This is a genomic window from Vibrio sp. J383 (assembly GCF_023503985.1).
Taxonomy (GTDB): domain Bacteria; phylum Pseudomonadota; class Gammaproteobacteria; order Enterobacterales; family Vibrionaceae; genus Vibrio; species Vibrio splendidus.
This window is the reverse complement of the sequence record NZ_CP097293.1, coordinates 1,582,792-1,603,547: the sequence shown is the minus strand read 5'-3', so window position 1 is coordinate 1,603,547 and position 20,756 is coordinate 1,582,792. Positions and strand designations below refer to the sequence as shown.

Genomic DNA, 20,756 nt, shown 5'->3' with positions numbered 1-20,756 from the left:
TTCCTATCAAAGTCACATACCCGTTGAGACATAACGAATGACATGGATTCCCCCTCCCGAGGATCTGCCACACTTATGTGGTACTTAAATGCACCGGAGGCACCATGTGATCTTCACCCGATAAAATGGACACCCTATCTTCTTTAACCCGTCATGACTTCATATTCATGCGGGCTTCGATATCCAAGACTTGAGTGCAGTCTATAACGGTTATAAAAATGCTGGATATAACCGACAATTTTATCTCTAAGCTGCTTCTCACTTTTAAAGCTATTTTTCCTAATTATGTCGCCTTTGAGCGTATGGAAGAACGACTCCACCTCTGCATTATCAGTACAATGACCTGGGCGATTCATGCTTGGGACAATTCCATTTTTTGATAGTAAAGCTTGAACTTCATGGGCTCGATATTCAGAGCCTCTGTCGGTATGAAACAATAAGCGCTCTTGTGGCTTTCGATTTCTAATGGCCATTCTCAACGAACTCATCGTTAGCTGTGTACTCTTCTTACTACCAAGCGACCAACCGACGACTTTACGCGAGTAAAGATCGATAACGACCGCTAGATACATCCAACGTTTGCCTTGCCTGATATACGTTAGATCTCCAGACCACTGTTGATTAACTGCCGTTGGTTTTGGTGTGTCTTTTTTAATATTCTTAATCGATTGATAGAACCGATGTAGCTTGGCCATTTTCATGTAAATGCGATAACTTCGTGCTCTTAGCCCTTGCTCTCTCATGATCCGAGCCACACGCTTGCGGCTAACCAAAACTCCTTGGCGCCTCAGTTCTGCATGAACTCGTGGGCTGCCGTAAGTCTCTCGACTCTGGGTAAACACTTTAATTATACGCTTCTTCAAAGCCTGCTCTTCTTGATCGTAGCGGCTTGGTTCTCTATCAAGCCATGCGTAGTAACCCGACTTAGAAACAGATAGAAAACGGCACATCAATACAATGGAATAACGCGTTTTGTAATGGGCTATGAATCGGAATTTTGTCGATTTTCTTGGGCAACGAATCGTTGCCACTTTTTTAGCAAGTCATTCTCGAGCTTAAGTTGTTCGTTCTGACGTTCAAGCTCTGCAATCCGACTAGACTCAGTTTTCTGACTCGGGATCTTAGTCCTTTTCTTACGTTTATCTTCCAAAATAACCCCTTCTCTATAGTCCTTTCGCCATTTAGAAAGCATATAAGGATGGATATCCAATGATAGCGCCACGCTTTTAACTGTAGCTCCTTCTCGAAGCGAAAGTCGGACGGTAGTTACCTTAAATTCCGTGAGATATTGTTGAGTTTTTTTACCTGATTTATAAGCTGGCATAAACACCTCCAATTACAATTGAAGGTGTCCACTAGATCGGGTCAACTACAGAATCCTTCTTAAATTGCTTGTTATGTTGTTACCATCGGTTTTTGTTATATTTCTTTATAGTCTCAATTGCACTGTCAATATAGTTAACTAGTTGCTGTGCACGCTCCTCACTCCAAGAAAGATTAGATTGAAGATACTGAGAAATGTAATAATTTGGAAACGGCTTTCTTGCATGCCTTATATATAAGGCAATAAAGCGATCTAATCGTTCTTGATCACTATGCCCCCAACTACAAGGACTACTTAAATAATGTTCAAATGATTTTCTTGGCTCGTGAGCTGTGATTATTTCATGCAGCTCGTATTCTGTCTTTGAAATATTGACATTCACATCAACCCGGTTGCTTCGAGCCCACCTATTGTAGTCTGAATAAAATCTCTTAACGATTTCATTATATTCGTTGATAGATACTTGTTCGACTTGATGTAATCGGACAACATTGCAAACATGCATCTGGTTTGATGTTCCATGGTTGTTGAAAACAACACCATATTGATCATTGAATATAATTGCTGCATCGACTCTTATTCTTCTAGGGTCGGGGCTGTGGTTGATGTGATTAAAGTAATGTTGAGAATCTTCATTCCATGCGGATACAGTGCCACAAAAATCCAAAAGAGTTCCCACGATATAGTCTGTCCCTTGTTTTGAACTTACGTACAAACGAGCCTCTACATTCACAATATTCTCCTAACTATGAGTTACAACATAACGCCTTACTCTTGCGAATCCCCTCATAATCAGACGTAAAAACAATGAGGTAGACGCGCATCGCCGTCTTTGATCTAATGAATATCGCTGAACACACATTTCGAACAAGTGAACTAACGATGCGCGATATTCAGATTTTACAACAAACCATACAAAACCAATGCCCCTTCATTCACAAAAAACGCGTTAGTTCTCTGATACTTGCTACGAAAAGTGTACTTGACGGCTCAGACTTAACGCTGACTAAACTAGGTCGGAAACTGGAAACTAATACCACGGTAAAACATGCGATCAAACGCGTTGATAGACTGCTTGGAAACCGCCAACTACATCGTGAAAAAGACCTTATTTATAAATGGCATGCCTACTTAATAACGGGCGCCAACCCATGCCCTGTGATCCTTGTGGATTGGTCTGATGTTCGTGAACAACTTCGTTATATGACGTTAAGAGCATCCGTTGCACTTGATGGTCGAGCCATCACAATCTTTGAGCAAGTTTTTGAGTATGGCCAATACAATTCACCGAAAAGTCACCAAACATTCCTCGATAAATTGCAAAGTATTTTGCCGAATAAAATCAGTCCGATCATCGTTTCTGACGCGGGTTTTAGAAATACTTGGTTCCGCCAAGTTCAGGAGAAAGGTTGGTTTTGGTTAGGTCGTGTCCGAGGTGAAGTATCAATCAAACAACCTCAAAAACCTTGGGTCTCAAATAAAACCTTTTATCCAAACGCCGTCCATAAACCCAAATATATTGGTCACTGCTTATTAGCAAAGAGATCACCGATATCTTGTGAAGCCTATGTTTATAAGGGATTAGAAAAAGGCAGAAAAGCCCAGCGCCATAGCAGAACCAGCCAAAAACACTCCGCTACACACCTCTATCAACGCAGTGCAAAGGAGCCGTGGTTACTCGCGACCAATGTCCCTAGACATGTCTTAAATGAAGTACAAATTACCAACCTGTACGCCAAGCGCATGCAAATAGAAGAAGCCTTCCGCGATCTAAAGAGTACCGCCTATGGAATCGCACTTCGTCACAATAGAACTCGTTGTACTAAGCGATTAGATATCCTGCTTCTTATTGCGTTGCTCGCTGAAATCTTGATGTGGTGGAATGGCCTCATTGCAGTACAAGCCAAATGGCATTTTTACTTCCAAGCCAACAGCATTAAACACCGCCGAGTTCTATCCATACCTCGTCTAGGGAGAGAAGTACGAAATCATCGGCGATATCAAATTAATGAATCCCAATATCAATGGGGAATGTTCGAATATCAAAGGCTCACACACAACGCAGGACTAGGGAAATTATGAGGGGATCCGTCAGCGCCTTACTAACGGGCGATAACGCGATACCGCCCAACTTGAATATTGTGACATAAACACGGAGCTAAAATTGCGACTGGAGTCGCCAAGCGTTAGGAGTCCCTGTTAAGTAACTTGTTAGATTTTTAGCGATGTAACTTCTGTATTGCTTGATTAATGCTTTCTGTGAGCTGAAGCATTTCATGGAGGCATGGTGTCAACTCAATTACATCGTTCAAAAAGTGAATAGTCATTTTTGTAGGGTCAAAACGCTTTAATGTTAGAGTACCTTCCTTAGGCGGATTTACTGCTACATGTATTTCGCACAACCTTTTACATTCACTATTGGTATTCAAAATCTTATCGAGTCTTTCATCATGATGCTCCCATGAATTTCGCACTTTCTTGGTAAAAGTATGGTCTAGAGACGGGTTTCCCAGTAACTCAAGCAGTTCATCACTACGCTTTTTCGCTGATGCTGGTCTATCGGAGTTTAAAACTCGTTTGATTGCTGACATAGCGGATAGGCAAACAGTACACTCAGCGATGATGTTTAAGGGCGAAAACTTGGTACCGTCATCAATTCCATTGGATATGTTAATCCAATGCGCCGCTGCTATTTTCAATTGCTCATAACTCCGTTTGAAAAGGAGACATTGTGTGTTGATGTCACTTAGATAAACAATTGTATTAAAATGTTCGTTTGAAATTGCCATATGTTCCTTTGAAATCTAACGCCTTGTTAAGGTGTGAGGCACGCAATACCGAAGCTTCCGCATACCACCTTAACCACTAAAACCAACGCATAGTAAAAATACCACGTGTGCCGAATCACTCTTGAACAATTTGTTAGGTTTCGGATGTCCAATAAAACGCAGGGTGATAGAATCGTTTACCTGAAAAAATCAGCCCACAAGATTCATCATATTCTGATAGCAACGTAACATGAGCTTGTTGTTTTGCATCCTCTACACTATGGCCAAGAACATTCATTTCATATGGTTCTGAACTGTGAGGAAGATAGGCATCAAATATAAACATATCTTCTTTTCTAGTTTTACTTGGTATTTTGTCAAAAACTTCTTTTATTGGAAAATCTAATTTAGGATACAATAGATCACCATTTTTAAACTCACCTACAACAAAATCTGTCGATAGATCAACAACTCGTAAGTATTCACGGTCCTGGTAGTGTTTGAAAAAAGCAAGAATTGACTCTTCGTTGCCATAAAACCAGTCAACTAATTCTTCAGACTCATAAATAAGGAACTTATATTTTTCAACGACCGGATTAAACAACTTTCCCAATCTTATTTTCTCAATATTCTCTTCAATAATTGATAGCTGTTCATTCTGGACTGGAATAAACGGATAATAATAAATTGCTGTGTCATCTGAAGTTTCATATCCATTGTTCAAGTCAATTTCCAGTTTATCACTAATAAGAAAACCTATTGTCCCTTGTTTATCTTCCCGTATATCTAAATTAATTAGAAGGTGATTTAGCTCATAGTTCATATTAACTATACAAACGGTATGCATACTTAAGTTTAGAAGTATTATATATTTAAATTTTCCGCTATCAAAAACATTCCTATTATGTTCTGCAACATTCATTGCTGTTTCACTATCAACATCGGCAGCTTTATTTGGTATAACAATTTCTGCCATATCTGAGTTGACTATACATAAACAATTTTCTTTCGAGGACACACTAGCAACTTTCTTCGCATCAAAAGCAGGGCTCTCTCCAGAGATCAAAAAGCAAGTATCAGGTTGATTTCCAGCTCCATTTTGGTTAATCATTACACCTGAGTATGTACCGCCAATCCCCTTATCTATTGTGTAACGATGAATTCCATAACTTTGAAGTAACCCTAACATTCTTGCGAATAACATTTCATCACGATCTATTAGATGGCTTTCGTTGTTCCATGACTCAATGAAAGAATTAAAGAAACTTGTTGTATACGTTACAAGCTCACTTGTTGGAGAACCCAACAATACTAGATCATCACGCTCTAATTTAAATTTATCCCCTCTATTTTTGAGGGTAACGACTAAAGGAGCGCCTTCAAAAGCAGCTATTACTAGTTCAATATATGGTCTATGGAAAAAATCCGTGAAATTACCAATTGTCATATCAATTGATTGCTCTACAGTTCGACCACAACTTAAATGCAAATGTAATAACTCAACGACCTGAATGGCAAAACCTGCATCACCAGCCATTCCAATAGCATAATGATCACCACTCAAGATTTTGTAAGCACCTTCAATAACATGTTTTTGCTGCTCAACTTGGCCTTGTTTCTCAAGGAATGAGGTAGTTTCTGGCTCAGAACTACCATTCCCTGAAAGTCTGGTTATTGCGCTATCGGCAAATATATATGCCGAGCTATCTGTTTTCCATGCAATACAATATGTCAATATCTAACTCCAATTGGGATTTGTTGAGAAACCTAACGAATGATATGGACTCCCTCTACCTTACACTCTGCGTGCCATACTTACTTAGTACACGCTGAAGAACTGGAGGTTACTATGTCCACCATTAAAACTATTGGCGTTGACCTCGCCAAGAATGTGTTCAGTATTCACGGCGTTGATGCATATGACAAGTGCGTCCTACGCAAAACTGTCAAAAGAAACAAACTCTTAGACACATTCGCTAAGTTATCGTCCTGCCTCATCGGTATGGAGGCGTGCTCTGGTGCACACCACTGGGCAAGAGAGCTGCTGAAACTCGGTCATAACCCGAAAATTATGGCGTCCAAATTCGTTATCCCATATCGACAAAATGAGAAAAACGATGCCAATGACGCGGAGGCCATCTGCGAAGCAGTATCTAAACCCAAAACACGATTTGTCACTATCAAAAGTGAAGAGCAACAAGCTGTGCTTTGCCTGCATCGTATTCGACAGGGGCTAATTAAAACAAGAACGGCGACTATTAACCAACTCAGAGGTTTGCTCTCTGAATTTGGCATTGTGATGCCGCAGGGTCACTACTCGGCTCAAAACACCATTGGTAGTGTCCTTGAAGATGCAGAAAATGGGCTGCCTATACTCGCTCGAGAGCTACTTCAAGATTTATCGAGCAAGATTCAACACCTTAACCTAGAAGTACTGCACTATGATCGTAGAGTCTCTGCTTTAGTTCGTGAGATGGCTTCAGCCAAAGCCCTCATGGATGTTCCAAGTGTCGGTGAACACAGTGCAAGTGCCATTGTCGCGACCGTCAATGACACCAAAAAATTTGGCTCTAGCCGCCAATTTGCCGCTTGGATAGGGTTGGTTCCAAGACAATACTCAACAGGTGGTCATGTTCATCTTGGTCGCATCAGCAAAAGAGGCGAAAAACATATTCGCACTCTACTTATTCATGGTGCAAGAGCCGTTATTGCACGATGTAAAGAGAAAACCAATCGCAACAGTATTTGGTTAAATCAACTCGTTGAACGACGAGGTTATAAACGAGCAGCTGTCGCCCTAGCAGCAAAAAACGCTCGTATAATATGGGCATTATTAACAACAGGAAAAGAGTACAAGATTAACTATGTAAACGGTTAACACTCACCGAGTCAAAGCAATAGCAAATGATGACAATACGACCAGACGGGGTCGCCCAGACCGAGATGCCTAAACCTGTTTAATTGGGAAGTAATAAATACTGTTTAACGAATGAGGCAGGCATCAAGCGAATATCATCAAGGTGACGGAACGAATCCGATTAAACACCGAATGTAGAGCTGCTGTCCGATCCACTGTTGTCAGCGGGAGCTATTGTTGACAAAAGAGGGAGTCCATGTAGCCCAATTAAGGTGTGAGCCACGCTGCCACTACACTCAAATTGGACGCCGTAAACACCGAATTAGACCCAAATCAAAAATGCCAAGCGTGGGGAATCACGCTTAAATTGTTTGTTCGCTCACTATTTTTCATCTTTGAGGTAAATGGCTAAGCAGACCACAATTAACGAAAAGCCACACAAAACTTCAAATACTGATAGAAATTGTGAAAACCAATTTTCTGGTGATACATCACCATAACCGAGAGTTGTGATCGTTACCCCACTGAAATACATTGCTTCAAGGATATTTAAACTATCCCCCCCTTTCCAGAAGTCTTTGGGTAATAGACTGTAAATGATTGCAAAATTAATTATTAATTCAAAATAACTTCGAAAAGAAAGTACCAGACGATCATGATTTTTAAGTTTAGATCCGTCGACTGACTCAGCTCCAGGACAAATACTTAATAGTTTCGATTTTACTTTACTAGGAAAACTAAAAACCAACGTTATACTTTCCTTAAATTTAGAAAGTAGTTTAGTGTCTAAAAACCAATTTACTAGCTGGGCTGTTCTGGGGTATTCTGAGCGTTCTTTTGAGTCTCTATCTGAAATTTTGTCTAAAGCATCTCTTAAAAATGCATAAAATATTTCAAAACATCGTGATAGCAAGAAAACCATCCAGAACTTCTCGATAAATGACAAGTTTTCCACTTCTTGTTCAGTAGACGTAGACACATTGAGGCAAAAAACTAGCACGAGAAAAGACATTGTCGAGATTAAAAAATAACCCCAATTAAGGCATCTAATCACTTTGTTCTTATTAGAACCATGTTTCATAAACACTGCGAAGTGTAATGTTGGGCAAACCATTCCCAATAAAAAAATCCAAAACATATACATCCTTGATTGCTAAACTTTCCGCTGTGAGCTAACGCCGCGTTGAGTAGTGAGCAACGCTACTACCTAACCCAAACCATTACACCTTAAACACAAGAACCCAATAGAATGAAAAATTCCATGCGTTGGGAACCTGTCTTAAACGCTTGTTGTGTGAATTGTTAACCAAGTATCTTGAACACCTGTCTAAAAAATATTTCGCCCACAGCTATTTGTAGAAAAACAGAAATTATTGAATACAGCACTATATTAAACTTTTCAGTTGCTAGCACTGCCAAAATGCCTTGAACTAAATTAAGTATCATAAGGATGAAACCTAAAATAGCTATCATAATCCCTAGTACTACTTCAGAATAAGGTACAAATGACAAACTGTTTAGCGGTTCACCTTTAGCTACAGAAACTCCGATCGTAAAGAGTAAAGCAGCTATACCAATATTCCTGATGTTATCAAACACAAACTTTAGGTTTACGTCTTTTCCTTCTATACGAATAAATTTTGGAAAATTACTCGGTTCAAATTTCTTTACCATGATGCATCCCAACATTGACAAAACACGTTGACAGACTACATTAAAGCGCTTTTAAATCAATACTTAAGTCTTCATTGGTTCATGGAGGCAATGCACATAACGCCGCGTTAAGTAGTGAGCAGCACTACCAGTTAACCTAAATCATTACACCGTAAGCACAAAACTCGACTTAAACTAAAAATGCCGAACGTTGCGAATCTTCCTTAAACGATTTGTATGGATAATAAGCACTCCAATCGGGTAATGTGAGACCCAGGCTTTAGCTGCAACAAAAGCTTTCTATGTAGTAGTTCGTTTAAACGCTGGCTCCTCTATCGAGAGACCGATAACAAACATGAACGCTACATAGGACTTCAAGCATAAACCTCGAATAGTCGACTGGGTCTCGAACCCGCATTACGCAAGCATGAGTTAGCTTATTATGAATACCAAAATCAATCAAAGCATCAACGTTGGAGTTGATACCGGCAAAACACAATTAGACATCCACATCAGGCCACTAGACCTATTTTTCTCAGTAGAGAACAATGATAAAGGCATCAAAAAAGCACTCAAAACGATTAAGAGTCACAGTCCTGAACGAATCGTTATTGAAGCAACAGGCCGATTAGAAATGCCTTTTGTTCTTGCATGTGCAGAGGCTCAATTACCTATTGTCAGAGCAAACCCTGTCCACATAAAACGGTTCGCTGGTGCTATTGGCCGCAGAGCCAAAAATGATCGTTTAGATGCAGAATTGATTGCTCACTATGGAGAAGCAATCAAACCAGCTCTTACTGTCATAAAGCCAAAAAACATACGCCTAATGAGCGACTTAGTCATTCGCCGAAACCAGTTGTTATCCATGCAAACCATGGAAAAGAACCGAATCCAGATACTTCCCGCTTCTCTCCATCCGACTATCAAACCGATGCTAACCACGATAAAAAATCAAATCACCAAGTTAGAAGAAAAGCTCGTTAAACTCATTGAAGATAGCCCTGAATATCAGGCTAAAAACAAAATATTGCAGAGCGTCCCTGGAATAGGAAACATTGCCGCTGCATCAATAATTAGCAACGTACCAGAACTTGGCTACATCACAAATAAACAAGCGGCATCACTAATTGGTGTCGCTCCAATAACACGCGAAAGTGGGCGCTACAAAGGTAAGCGCGTGATCCAAGGCGGTCGAGCGCAAGTACGCACAGTATTATATATGGCAATGATGTCAGCCATGCAATGTAACCCCGTATTCAAAGCAACTTATGCTCGACTTGTAGCTGCGGGAAAGCCTAAGAAAGTCGCAATAATCGCGTGTGTTCGAAAGATGGTTGTGACCCTTAACTCTATGCTGAGAGATGGCGCCATGTGGGATGAAAACACTGCCAAAAATTAATCATTGACGCCATAGTCGTTTGTTATGTAAACTTTTTTGTTATCAACACTTCTGCTCTTGTTAAGTTCTTCATAAGCAATTTCGATTTGGATATCCAACAATCTATCTAATTTGGGCTGTAAAACTACGACCCACTGATAAAAACCGTACAACATAGTCAAAAAACCGGCGACACTGAAAATTGCCATAAATGTATTCACCCGATGAGTCTCTCTAGTTATTTGTTTCATCCCGATATTGAGAGCTTTAACCTGCATATCTTCAGAGTGCCCTAGCTCATCATCAGAACTAAGTTTCGATACCGACATAGCATGCTCAAACAAACTCTGACGATGACTACTAAAGTTCAGGTGCCATGAAAGAGAGCTCACAACAAAAACAACCAGACCAAAGATCGCTAAGAACTTTGCTAGGTGGTCCGTTGGAACCGATATGCTAGAATTAAACATGCACTTATCTCCACTTAGATTTCAAAATTGAACATTATAAAGGCTCTTCGAATCATAAAGAGTTTTATGCTTGTTTTGGGGCACACGTCATAGTATGTCTAAGGTGTAATTCAAGGTAACATAACGCTTAAGTATCTATCCGTTGTCGTAGCACAATGGATAAATACCTGTTGGACTTGGCCGCTTCTATCTATGGAATTTGCTTTTTAGGACTGACTTGCGTTCTACTCTTATCATTAAGACCGATACCCCGTCAGCCGTCCATTTCCCACTTCTAGCCGCCAATTTATCTACATCTAATATACCCGTTGCATAATCTTTTTAAAAGCGAACAATGCCCTCTCTCGCCATAACACAACGATAATTTTATTCATTACAATCAGACAACTAGGTCAGTCGGTGCTCTGAAACGACTATTCTAGGTCTGATATTGATGCACACAAGTACCGTAGTGTTGTAATGGCAGTTCGGACAACACAGTTTCTCTTTCAACACTTCCGACTTCTCTGCGGGTCGCTTTCGTAAGCTTTGCCTAATTTCCGCTATCGCTTTTACCCGTACCGCATTAGCCCTTTAGGCAATACATGTAAAAGTAAACGTCGAAGTAACGCGCCCGCATTAAAACACATTCTTTGAGTCCCATTGGTTGGATAGTCTTTGTAACTCATCGAGATACGGCCATCCACGTTATAACTTAACTGGTTTGGATTTAACTCGATACGATCTCAATATCGAGATAAATAACCCACTACTGCTGGTGTCCTCTAATAAGTTCTTGATAGGTGAAATTCGGATTCCGAATTCTGAAATGACTTCATAATCACGAAACAGGGCACTATCACCTGCTCTTAGGGCTGAGGCCTCTAGTCACTCCAAAACTCAATAACAATTTATGTGTATGTTTTTCTCTGCAGCAATGGCTGCGTATCACCTCTTATTGTTACGCCACCATTGCCTATTTACAACTTTCATGGCGCTCACAACGCCCTAACACGCACAATAACAGGATGCCTAACAAACACATTATTAAACAGCGGGTTGCAGGTTTCCTACTCTCTACTTCGAGCTTTCGAAAAGAGATATTTCACAATTTTCATCAATAACAGTGTTCGAAAAAGAACATATGTCTCAAAAACATACACACCATCAATATGAACAAGACTGCATGGTAAACTGCTTTTATAAAAAAGCAGGAATAAAGAATGATTACTAAGGATAGAGATTCAAAAATCGACAACAGTCTTCAACAGAAAGCTGGCGCAAAAGTAGAGCAAGATGTTGCGTTTTACTTACGCAGAGAGTTTGGAGATGCAAATGACGTTTTCATTATCAATGACTTACGCATACAGTTTAAAAATGAAACGGCTCAGATCGATCACTTAGTCCTTTATAACAAAGGATTTATCATTATTGAGTCAAAATCGATTCGTGGTGAGGTTAAGGTCAACAATCAACTCGAATGGAGTCGAACCGTAAGAGGCAAATGGACAGGAATGCCCTCGCCTATCGAGCAAGCTAAGTTGCAAACCAAACTATTGAAAGCACTTTTAAATGACAACGCTAAGTCGTTACTAGACCGGATTGCATTTTTACAAGGGTACTTTGGTGGTCGCTGTTGGGATCAACTCTGTGCCGCGTCCAATGACGCTCTAATCGATCGAACTTCTATCCCTAAAGATATATCGAAAAAGCTCATTAAAGCCGAATCTATTGGTAGCTGCGCTAAGAGTCTCATCAAAAAGCACCGCGTAGGTTCAATACTAAATCCGAATCCTACGTTTAATCGTGATGAACTGTACCGCCTAGTTCACTTTCTAAACGAACAACATGTGCCTACGTCTTCTCCAGCTCCCAAAGTACATATCGCAGAATTAAGCGAAACTAAAAAGGTAGACTTGATTCCAGCTCAAGAAACAATTGAAGAGGCCAAAGTTCCACAAATAAGGCATGGTTTTAATTGTAAGAAGTGTCAAAGCCCTCAGACCGAGCCGAGGTATGGAAAGTATGGGTATTACGTCTACTGCCCACAATGTAAGGTGAATACTGCAATGCGTATTAGTTGCCATTCTTGCCAATCTAATTCAGCTAAAGTCAGTAAGAAAAAGAACACGTACTCAATTGCATGCTCTTGTGGTGAAGGAACTCAAGTCGTATTTCCTTAATCTAATAATTCGGAATCCGAATTGTGCCACCATGTAAAGCAGTACGGATTCAAATTCGGATTCCGAATTCCTCCAAAACTAAACAACTAACACATATCACTTCTGGCCACTTTTCGGCATAACCTCAACAGGTGGTACTTGGTGCCAAATAATGTCACTTGTGCCTGTATAGATTTTTGTTGTTTTCGCGTTCGCATGCGCCATTCGCTCGGTAGCACTCTGCCCTTGCTGTTCAATCATTCGGGCAGCTAGTCCTCGAATTTCATGATAGGTCGGCCTTAGCGGTTTCTTTAGGTGGCTATAAAGCCCTAAAGAGTCTCGAACCTTACTGAACTCTTTACTTATATTGTGGTGATGTACTTGGTAAAGATGGTCGGTCTCTTTTGAAATGCCACGTTGCTGCTGTTTGGGTTTACGGTGAACGATGTAAGGACAAATCAATCTCGATGTTTTAGAAAGATCGACAATGTCTTTAATCGTCTGGGTGACAGGAATGGCCACCGTGGAAGCATCGGACTTTTTCACCTTCTCTCGGTGAACATAAAGCATTCCATACACAGCATGCCCATCAACATACTCCACCTCTTTATCAGGGTTCCAAAGAATCCCACACACGCCTTCCCGTGGTTTGTATATACGATAACGAAGCCTATAGATCTCTCTCACAGCATGAGTCGTCTCAAGAGTTAGGCTCATTGCGACCTTAAGAAACAGTGGCGCTGCATCGTAAACCTTTTGGTAGTTTTCGATATCTAGGTCGTGGCGAGCTTTGGTGTAATCTTCTCTGGTCAATCGACGCTGTTTTTTATTGAGAACAAAATTACTCTCTATAGCGCTTTCATCGGCAAGGTAGGAAAACACCTTTTTAAGGTTACTGATCTTATTGTTGAGCTGACGATTACTTAACTCTGAATAGTATTTCGAAAGGAACTCATTGATGTGCTGTAACTTGATCGATTTGGTTGGCAACCGCCCCATGAACTCATCAAGGCGGTAACAGTCCCTTTCCAAATTTCGATAAACGTCTTTGGAAAGCCGTTCTTCTTTCTTCACACGAGACAACACTAATGGAAGCCACTCTTTTAAAGGCCGATTGAATTTATCCTTTCGACCTTTAGAGACAGCTTTGCGAAATGGGGTCATTTCTGAAAGCGAAAACGCGCTTCCTAGCTCAGGGCGATACTGCAAGTTATAAACATGTGCAGCTTGTATCGCTTCTTGCTCTACAGTCCCGATAGGAAATAGCTTCTTCACACCATCTACGGTTGTAAACCGAAATCGAGATTGACCCCTATGGCTCATTTTCACCAAGAATGGAGGGTAATGAGCCGTTTCTTTGCTTCTAGCTCTACCAACCATTTATGACTCCAAGAATCTTAGAAGTTCACTGACCCTATCTGCAGGGTTCCCTATATCGTCGTCAACACAGACTAAATATCGGCCCGTTGGCGTTCTAGTGCCCTCAAGCTTGCCATGTTTAATCCAGTTTATGATGGTGGTATTGCATATCCCTGAATCAGGGTAAAACTCATCAATAAATTGTCTAGGTCTGATTTTACGCGTCGCCATGTCGTTCTCCTTACCTTTCTCACTACATGAAAATTAAGATTTTTCATCTACTGGTAGAAAAACTATGCACGATTTTTTCAGTGACATTCTATTTGCGCAGCAATTAACGAAAAGGATTCCCGAAGCGTAAAACGATTCAACGAATCGATTTCAAGCCCACTTTAGGGTGGACTAATACAGTAGTACCAAGTTGCTAATCTATTGATTTTATTTGACTATTTCATTGACCTTTTTAACCATTTTTTAGGCCAATTAGAGCTTAACCACCAGCTCTAAACACATGAAATTCATATAAATCAATACCATACAGCTAAGATTACTACCAACATCGGGGTTTCACCGTTTTTGAGCCCTCAAAAACGTCGTAAACCCCGCCAAAATCTTCATTGAACTTCAAACATCTATTCATATGAATAGTACAATGCAAAAACATAAAAAATTAATACAATAAAAGGGGCTAATTTTCGGAAAGTTAATGTTACCGCGATTTTTATGAGCAGAATAAGCGTTCAGGATTTTAAATTTGTCATTAAAGAGGTAATTCAAAAAATCAGTCATATAGCCCAACAATAAATAATAAGCTTACAGGGTTAGGGATGCTTGAAACTTTTCGTATTGACTAAGGAATATACGAAACGGTGTAGTTCTATCTAATACAAACTACTTCGAGTAATACTGTAATTCCTCATAACTAGAATTGAGATAAGTAGAGACAGAAGAAAAGGAAAGAATTTAAATGTGACAAATACCAAATTAATTTCCCTCGTCATGGTTGCACTTTCGGCCTCAAAACCAATATACGTCAAAACAACCCCCGCAAAGAACACACCCAATCCACTGCATATCTTCGCAAAAAATGTCAATAAACTTTGAGTTACCGCAGCTGCAGAAATACCATATTTTTTCTCGCCGTAGTCTACACAGTCCGGCAGTAACATCCACACTAGATTTGCACAAAAAACAATAAGCACTTTTAAAAGCACAAGAAATACCAAGCTTACATTCGCAGAGAAGTTTAACGAAGAATAGAGCGCTATACAGAGAATAACTATTGCTAACTTGCAACTTGAAATATATACATACCTTTTATCTGAATGGCGGATCAACTTAGGAGCAACTAAAATAGCAACTGACGATAAAGCTACCACAAGGCCTTGATACAGTGGAAAAAGTGATTCCCCTTTTAGATAGTAAATAAAAAAATAAATGGCAGTTGCTCCCTCTAAAGTAACAGAGAACATTAAACAACTTTGACAAATCATCAATGCAACTAACGGCTTATTCTGCATCAAGATCGTCTGGTAACTAGAAATAGAAAACTGTTTATTGCATTGTTTCGATTTATTAACTGAGTAGTCTTTTTTTCTGGAACCATACCATGAAACATAAAATAGGCTGACTACTAAAACTGACATCATGAGAGCGGTGACTTCCCAGCCTTTATGACCACCACCAAAATAAGCTGCAATATACAATGGAAGAAAGCTAGCAAAAAAACCAACTCCGACGCCAATGAGCTGTTTACAAGTAATCATTGAAGCCCTTTCATCATAATTTGACGACATTTTTACAGTCAAACCATTGTAAGCCATGTTACAAAAAGACAAAGCTATTGAAAAAACAGCTATAGCAAGATAAATGAAGAAGGTTGATATGTCATCACCAAAGTTATGACTTGAAAAAATAATATAAATACTTAAACCAAGAAGTGGGGCAAAGGCAGCGATATAAGGGCGATATTTTCCTTGACCAAATTTCAAGTCAACATTATCAACAATATACGCTGCAGTAATGTCAAATATAGCATCAACGACCTTCATTACTAAAATCAATTGGGCTGCTTGTGAAGCTTCAATTCCCGCTATATTAGTAAAAAAAAATAACAGGTAAGTAGTCGTAAACTGAAATATAGCACTGGATGCGCCCCCACCAGCACCAAACTGGACAATTTCAGCTTTCGTTAAAGCTTTAGTTGAACTACCCATTTTTTCTAAAAGAAATCCTTATAAGCATTAATCAGTTGGGGTAAAGATGAGTTAACGTTGAGATCTGTTTTTGGCGTCCAACATTCCGCTAACGCAAGCACACCGACGAACTTGTTATCAGCGAATACGGATATTGCACTGCGTCGAACTCCATTTTCATTGAAGTTGTTGTCGGCAAATAATGCCTCTTCGCTTAGCTCATTGATCTCTTCTTCAAGCTTTTCTAAAGGTATTGAAATCTTCTTACCTTTCTTGCCATACGTCCAAGCAACGTCATTTGTAGGTGCTTTGTCTCCGTAGCAGCGCTTACCCACTCGGTAAACCGCGTCCACTTCTCCACCCCAGTTCCTCACGAAGCCTTCTTGAGCCCAAACACGGCGTTCCTTCAAAGGGCTCATTGTTTTTTTCATCACCATGCCGCTCAACGTTGGAACATACCACTCAGCGGTATAACCCAGTTGTTTACTCAGATAGTTCATGGCCTCAAACAACTTGTCATCGAAACTAGAGCTAGAGTCGGATGCTAGAACGATCTGATAATCGGTTTTGTACATTTTAGCTTCATCTTTAACGACTAAGCCTAACATTTCTAACGTCTCTAAAATTCTGGACAGCGTCGCCTTCGGTACTTCAGAAATCTTGTGTAATTGATCTAAGCTCGCGCCTTCGGCTTTTGTCGACAGACATTTCAATACCCATAAACCACGTGCGCAAGCAGGTGTTGGGTAACTATCGTATTTGTTGTAATTCATATAAGTTCTAGCCAAATTTCAATTGCTGAATTATACATTAAATCATGACTGCACGCCTCCGACTCTTTAAACTCCTATCCAAGTTCCTCCTCCAAGCACGCACTGCATTGGCGTACTTGGAGGGCGTTCCGTACTAAAACTGATAGTGTGCAGCGACACTAAATTGATTGTAATCGTGATTCTGAATGGAAGAATTAAACTCTGATAGCAGATCTAGGTGTTTATTAACACGGTATTGCACACCGAAGGTAATCGTTTCAACGTCTCGCTCTTCAAGATCAGCATTTCTCTTCATGAAACGGGTGACAAATCGATAGCGTTCGATATCGTACATAACCGATGCCTCCAGTGCTTTATGATCGCCCAATTGCGCTTTGTCCTTCGTTTTGTCTAAGACCAATGCCGCGCTAAAGCCTCCATTATTGTATCTCGCAGCCGTAAGGTAAGACTGACTGTCCCAAACATCACCTGTGCCGTATTGCTCTACAGCTGGAATTGATTCCGGTTCTTCAATGAAGCTGACCCTTTGCGCGAGGTACCCTAAGCCAACGCTGAAATTATCAGTGATATGATACGTTGCAGCTGCGTTCGAACCTTTACGCTCGTCATATTCTTCTGTTGAGAAGTCCAAGATCTTGTCTGCGCCAAGGGTCAGGCGGTCATTAAGAAGAGACAACTCAAACTTGAGTACGTTTGAAACTCTCGAAGGTGCCATAACAGCATCGTTATTCGACATGCGAGATACACCGGTGTCGGTCCAAGAGGTAAGTAAACGACCCGAGGTATATTGCTTGCCAAAAGTTAATGTTCCATATTCCTGAGACATCAATCCGACATAACCCAAACGAGTATCAATTCCGTCATTAATTGAAGTATCTGCAATATCAACTTCCAGCTCTGCCTCACCTATTGCTAACACGGACTCATTCACATAAGAAGCGCCTTGAAACCCCAATCGGAAGTAAGAATCAAGTTGATTCTGACTGACTTCGTTATCTTGTTTGAATTCGCTTGTTCGAAGAAAACCGCTATAGATATCACCATTCATATTTAGCTTATTGTCATCGGTAATATAAATTGGAGCGGCCGTAGCAAATCCAGAGCATGTGCTAACTAAAGCGCATAGACCCATTGTTATTTTTTTCATGATTGTTCACCGAGTTCTTATTAAAATGACCAACTGAGGCCTACGCGCCCAAAGAGCACATCTTTATTACCTTCCGACGTTTCTCGGCCATCAAATTCGTTGAAATGCCTGTATGCAACATTCGCGACTAAACGGATTGAGTCAGTTAATCGAGTGGTTGTTTGAATATTGGTATTAAACTGATTCCATCCACTATTATTACGGCGAGTTACTTGAAAAATATCTTGACGTAATGTCACCGTAAAACCCGGATTAACGCGATAAGTAATGAAAGGCTTTATCCCCCACTTACGGAATGTATTATCACCATGTTGGTTGAACTCAGATTCGTACAAGCCTCCAGCACCGGTACTAAACGAATCATTGATGCGATAGTTATAATTCGGTTCACTTTCAAATTTGTCTATCCGTTCGCCGCGAGCGTTCATTTCTCCATGTCGGTAGATGTACAAGCCATTGACATTTAGGGCATGATCGCCATTTTGATAGAAAAACGCAGGGCGAAGCTTAAACATGTTACGCTCTCTGTTTCCCTCTACATGCCGGTACCCAACCATGACGTTGTATCTGAGGTTACTAGAAATAGCGTTCTCATATCTAGGCTTAAACTCGATAATATCGGCGTCATTAAGTCGATTTCCATCTCGATAAAATTGAAGCCTTTCCGATACCAAGCCAAGCTGCCAGTTTTTGTTAATTGTTCCCCAGCCATCAAAATGAACCGTTGTCATTTCTACTTCATCAAGCGCATTGCTCAATCCGACATCTTCATACTCCAAGCCAGAGAAAAATCGAAATCTAGGTGTATTTTCTGAATCTGCTGCGACATCTTCCAATCGATCGCCGAAGATATTCTCCATACCAAAATTCGAAGCTTGGCTCGGAACGGAGAACAGCATAAAGGGTAACAGTGCGCATAACACTGCTCTATATTGATTAACCATTTGAATTCCTGAGATAAAAAGGTGGTATTGCCACCACCTTTACGTAGATAGGGAAACTACTTTTTGTTTTCGAAGCTGTGAGGGAACAGATCTTCTAAACGTTCTTTTGGCTTACGTTTTAGATCCATCGATTCCCACTCTTCTTTTGGTGGTACCGAGTACTGCTTCTTCAAAGACTCTAACTCTTCTTGCATACGCGCGATCTCTTGCTTGTAGGCAGGATCATCAATCGCGTTATTCATCTCGTTAGGATCTTTGCTTAAGTCATAAAACTCCCAGTTATCATCAGGGAAGTAGAAATGAATCAACTTGTAGTCACCATCACTCACACCGTAATGGCGTGCGACGCGGTGGAAACCTGGCATCTCATAGAAGTGGTAGTACAAGCTCGAACGCCACTCTTGCGCTTCACCTGTTGTCATTAACTCAACCAGTGACTTACCATCAATATCTGGGTAAGCCTCAACACCCGCTAGATCCATAAATGTTGGTGCGTAGTCGATGTTTTGTACAAGTTCATCTACAACTGTACCTGGCGCGATACGCCCTGGAAGCTGCATCACAAGCGGAGTAGAGAATGTCTCTTCATACATGAATCGCTTATCGAAGAAACCGTGCTCACCTAAGAAGAAGCCTTGATCAGATGTGTATACAACCAAGGTGTTGTCAGTAAGATCGTTCTCTTCTAAGTAATCAAGCACTTCACCGACACTTTCATCGACCGATATGATCGTCGCTAGGTAGTCCTGCATATAGCGTTGATACTTCCAAATTGCGATCTCTTCTTCGGTCATATCTGCTTCATTGGCGTTAAACCAATCATTGCGTTCTTGGTATGCTGCATCCCATTCTGCGCGTTGCTCTGGGGTGAGTCTTTCCAGCAAGTGCGGCCAAATATCACGACGCCACTCGGTTTCACCAACACCTATGGTCATCTTTAAGTCGTGGCCTTCCTGCGTATCCCGATAGATATTCAGTTTTTGCTTTTGGGCAGCGACTCGACCATCGTAATCGTCGAAGTACGTCTCAGGGACCGGGAACTCAGTTTCGGCAAAAGTCTGAGTATGACGCGGGGCTGGCATCCAATTTCGGTGCGGCGCTTTATGGTGCATTAAGAGCGCAAACGGCTTGTCTTTGTCTCTCTGCTCATCAAGCCACTTAATGGTTTTCTCTGTGATCAGGTCTGTTGTATAACCCATCTCCATTTGAACGCCATCTTCCGTAATAAAATCAGGGTTATAATACTCCCCCTGATCGTTCAAGATATCCCAATGGTCAAACTTAAAATCATCTGGAATTCGGTTGATGTGCCACTTACCAATCATGGCCGTTGTATAGCCAGAATCTTGAAGTTTGTTGGCCCAGTGGTCTTGAGTACCATCAAACGTTTGACCGTTATAATTAAAACCATTTTTATGGCCAAACTTACCTGTAAACATAGCTGCACGAGAAGGACCACAAAGGGAGTTAGTTACATACGAACTCGTGAACTTAACGCCACTTTCTGCGATTCTATCGATATTAGGTGTCGGCGCAATTTTTGAGATTTCATGGCCATATGCACTTAAAGCTTGTACAGCATGATCATCCGTCATGATGAAAAGGATATTTGGCCGTTCATTTTCTTGCTGAACCGCCAATGTCTCCTTGTTATCTGTGTCTGTGTCTGTGGCGCAACCAGTTTGCGCTAACGCACCGGCCACTACCAGCGAGAGTATTTTTTTTTTCAAGATATATACCTTTTAAG

General features: G+C 40.7%; 18 protein-coding genes and 1 pseudogene. 4 read left to right on the top strand and 15 right to left on the bottom strand.

Annotation, left to right across the window (positions count from 1 at the left end; translation table 11 throughout):
* Positions 1-143: 143 nt before the first annotated feature.
* A protein-coding gene (locus M4S28_RS07245) for an IS3 family transposase (protein WP_249632590.1) occupies positions 144-1,324 on the bottom strand; the annotation gives its coding sequence in 2 pieces (ribosomal slippage) (positions 144-1,039 and positions 1,039-1,324; 1,182 coding nt in all).
* A gap of 79 nt (positions 1,325-1,403) precedes the next feature.
* Positions 1,404-2,057 (bottom strand): hypothetical protein, encoded by a 654-nt coding sequence (locus M4S28_RS07240; RefSeq protein WP_249632589.1) that lies wholly within the window; start codon positions 2,055-2,057, stop codon positions 1,404-1,406.
* A 149-nt stretch (positions 2,058-2,206) separates the two neighbouring features.
* On the opposite strand from M4S28_RS07240, the gene M4S28_RS07235 reads away from it, so the two are divergent.
* A complete protein-coding gene (locus M4S28_RS07235; protein WP_249632588.1) occupies positions 2,207-3,406 on the top strand; it encodes an IS4 family transposase in 1,200 nt (399 codons plus the stop codon).
* A 137-nt stretch (positions 3,407-3,543) separates the two neighbouring features.
* Here the strand turns inward: M4S28_RS07235 and M4S28_RS07230 are convergent, their stop codons facing one another.
* Together M4S28_RS07230 and M4S28_RS07220 are read right to left on the bottom strand one after the other, a co-directional pair.
* Positions 3,544-4,113 (bottom strand): hypothetical protein, encoded by a 570-nt coding sequence (locus tag M4S28_RS07230; protein WP_249632587.1) that lies wholly within the window; start codon positions 4,111-4,113, stop codon positions 3,544-3,546.
* A 133-nt stretch (positions 4,114-4,246) separates the two neighbouring features.
* Positions 4,247-5,827, bottom strand: a complete 1,581-nt coding sequence (locus M4S28_RS07220) for a hypothetical protein (RefSeq protein WP_249632585.1) — start codon at positions 5,825-5,827, stop codon at positions 4,247-4,249.
* Between the two features lie 114 nt (positions 5,828-5,941).
* Between M4S28_RS07220 and M4S28_RS07215 the strand changes: the two genes are divergently transcribed.
* The gene (locus tag M4S28_RS07215) at positions 5,942-6,970 is read left to right on the top strand and encodes an IS110 family RNA-guided transposase (RefSeq protein ID WP_249632584.1); all 1,029 of its coding nucleotides are present in this window, start codon (positions 5,942-5,944) and stop codon (positions 6,968-6,970) included.
* A gap of 361 nt (positions 6,971-7,331) precedes the next feature.
* Here the strand turns inward: M4S28_RS07215 and M4S28_RS07210 are convergent, their stop codons facing one another.
* Positions 7,332-8,087 (bottom strand): potassium channel family protein, encoded by a 756-nt coding sequence (locus tag M4S28_RS07210; RefSeq protein ID WP_249632583.1) that lies wholly within the window; start codon positions 8,085-8,087, stop codon positions 7,332-7,334.
* 164 nt (positions 8,088-8,251) lie between these two features.
* Positions 8,252-8,623: a hypothetical protein gene (locus M4S28_RS07205; protein WP_249632582.1), complete on the bottom strand. Its 372-nt coding sequence runs from the start codon at positions 8,621-8,623 to the stop codon at positions 8,252-8,254.
* Positions 8,624-9,044: 421 nt separating this feature from the next.
* On the opposite strand from M4S28_RS07205, the gene M4S28_RS07200 reads away from it, so the two are divergent.
* Positions 9,045-10,001: an IS110 family RNA-guided transposase gene (locus tag M4S28_RS07200; protein ID WP_198593672.1), complete on the top strand. Its 957-nt coding sequence runs from the start codon at positions 9,045-9,047 to the stop codon at positions 9,999-10,001.
* Here the strand turns inward: M4S28_RS07200 and M4S28_RS07195 are convergent.
* Both M4S28_RS07195 and M4S28_RS26605 read right to left on the bottom strand, forming a co-directional pair.
* Entirely contained in the window at positions 9,998-10,450 is a 453-nt protein-coding gene (locus tag M4S28_RS07195; protein WP_249632581.1) for a hypothetical protein, read from the bottom strand. The genes M4S28_RS07200 and M4S28_RS07195 overlap by 4 nt on opposite strands.
* Before the next feature lie 387 nt (positions 10,451-10,837).
* A pseudogene (locus M4S28_RS26605) lies at positions 10,838-11,205 on the bottom strand (transposase); the annotation flags it as partial.
* Positions 11,206-11,652: 447 nt separating this feature from the next.
* Here M4S28_RS26605 and M4S28_RS07185 point away from each other — a divergent pair.
* Positions 11,653-12,612 (top strand): nuclease-related domain-containing protein, encoded by a 960-nt coding sequence (locus M4S28_RS07185; protein ID WP_102384131.1) that lies wholly within the window; start codon positions 11,653-11,655, stop codon positions 12,610-12,612.
* A 96-nt stretch (positions 12,613-12,708) separates the two neighbouring features.
* On the opposite strand, the gene M4S28_RS07180 is transcribed toward M4S28_RS07185, so the two are convergent.
* From M4S28_RS07180 to M4S28_RS07150, 7 genes are all read right to left on the bottom strand, one after another.
* On the bottom strand, positions 12,709-13,971 hold the full coding sequence (locus tag M4S28_RS07180) for a site-specific integrase (protein WP_249632579.1): 1,263 nt from the start codon (positions 13,969-13,971) through the stop codon (positions 12,709-12,711).
* Positions 13,972-14,181: a MerR family transcriptional regulator gene (locus tag M4S28_RS07175; protein ID WP_102516744.1), complete on the bottom strand. Its 210-nt coding sequence runs from the start codon at positions 14,179-14,181 to the stop codon at positions 13,972-13,974.
* Positions 14,182-14,831: 650 nt separating this feature from the next.
* A complete protein-coding gene (locus tag M4S28_RS07170) occupies positions 14,832-16,166 on the bottom strand; it encodes an MFS transporter (protein WP_249632578.1) in 1,335 nt (444 codons plus the stop codon).
* A gap of 5 nt (positions 16,167-16,171) precedes the next feature.
* Positions 16,172-16,918: a helix-turn-helix domain-containing protein gene (locus M4S28_RS07165; protein ID WP_065205495.1), complete on the bottom strand. Its 747-nt coding sequence runs from the start codon at positions 16,916-16,918 to the stop codon at positions 16,172-16,174.
* Positions 16,919-17,051: 133 nt separating this feature from the next.
* Positions 17,052-18,065 (bottom strand): porin, encoded by a 1,014-nt coding sequence (locus tag M4S28_RS07160; RefSeq protein WP_081279962.1) that lies wholly within the window; start codon positions 18,063-18,065, stop codon positions 17,052-17,054.
* A 20-nt stretch (positions 18,066-18,085) separates the two neighbouring features.
* On the bottom strand, positions 18,086-19,009 hold the full coding sequence (locus M4S28_RS07155; RefSeq protein WP_249632577.1) for a TonB-dependent receptor: 924 nt from the start codon (positions 19,007-19,009) through the stop codon (positions 18,086-18,088).
* Between the two features lie 56 nt (positions 19,010-19,065).
* Positions 19,066-20,739 (bottom strand): sulfatase family protein, encoded by a 1,674-nt coding sequence (locus M4S28_RS07150; protein WP_249632576.1) that lies wholly within the window; start codon positions 20,737-20,739, stop codon positions 19,066-19,068.
* Between the last annotated feature and the right edge of the window lie 17 nt (positions 20,740-20,756).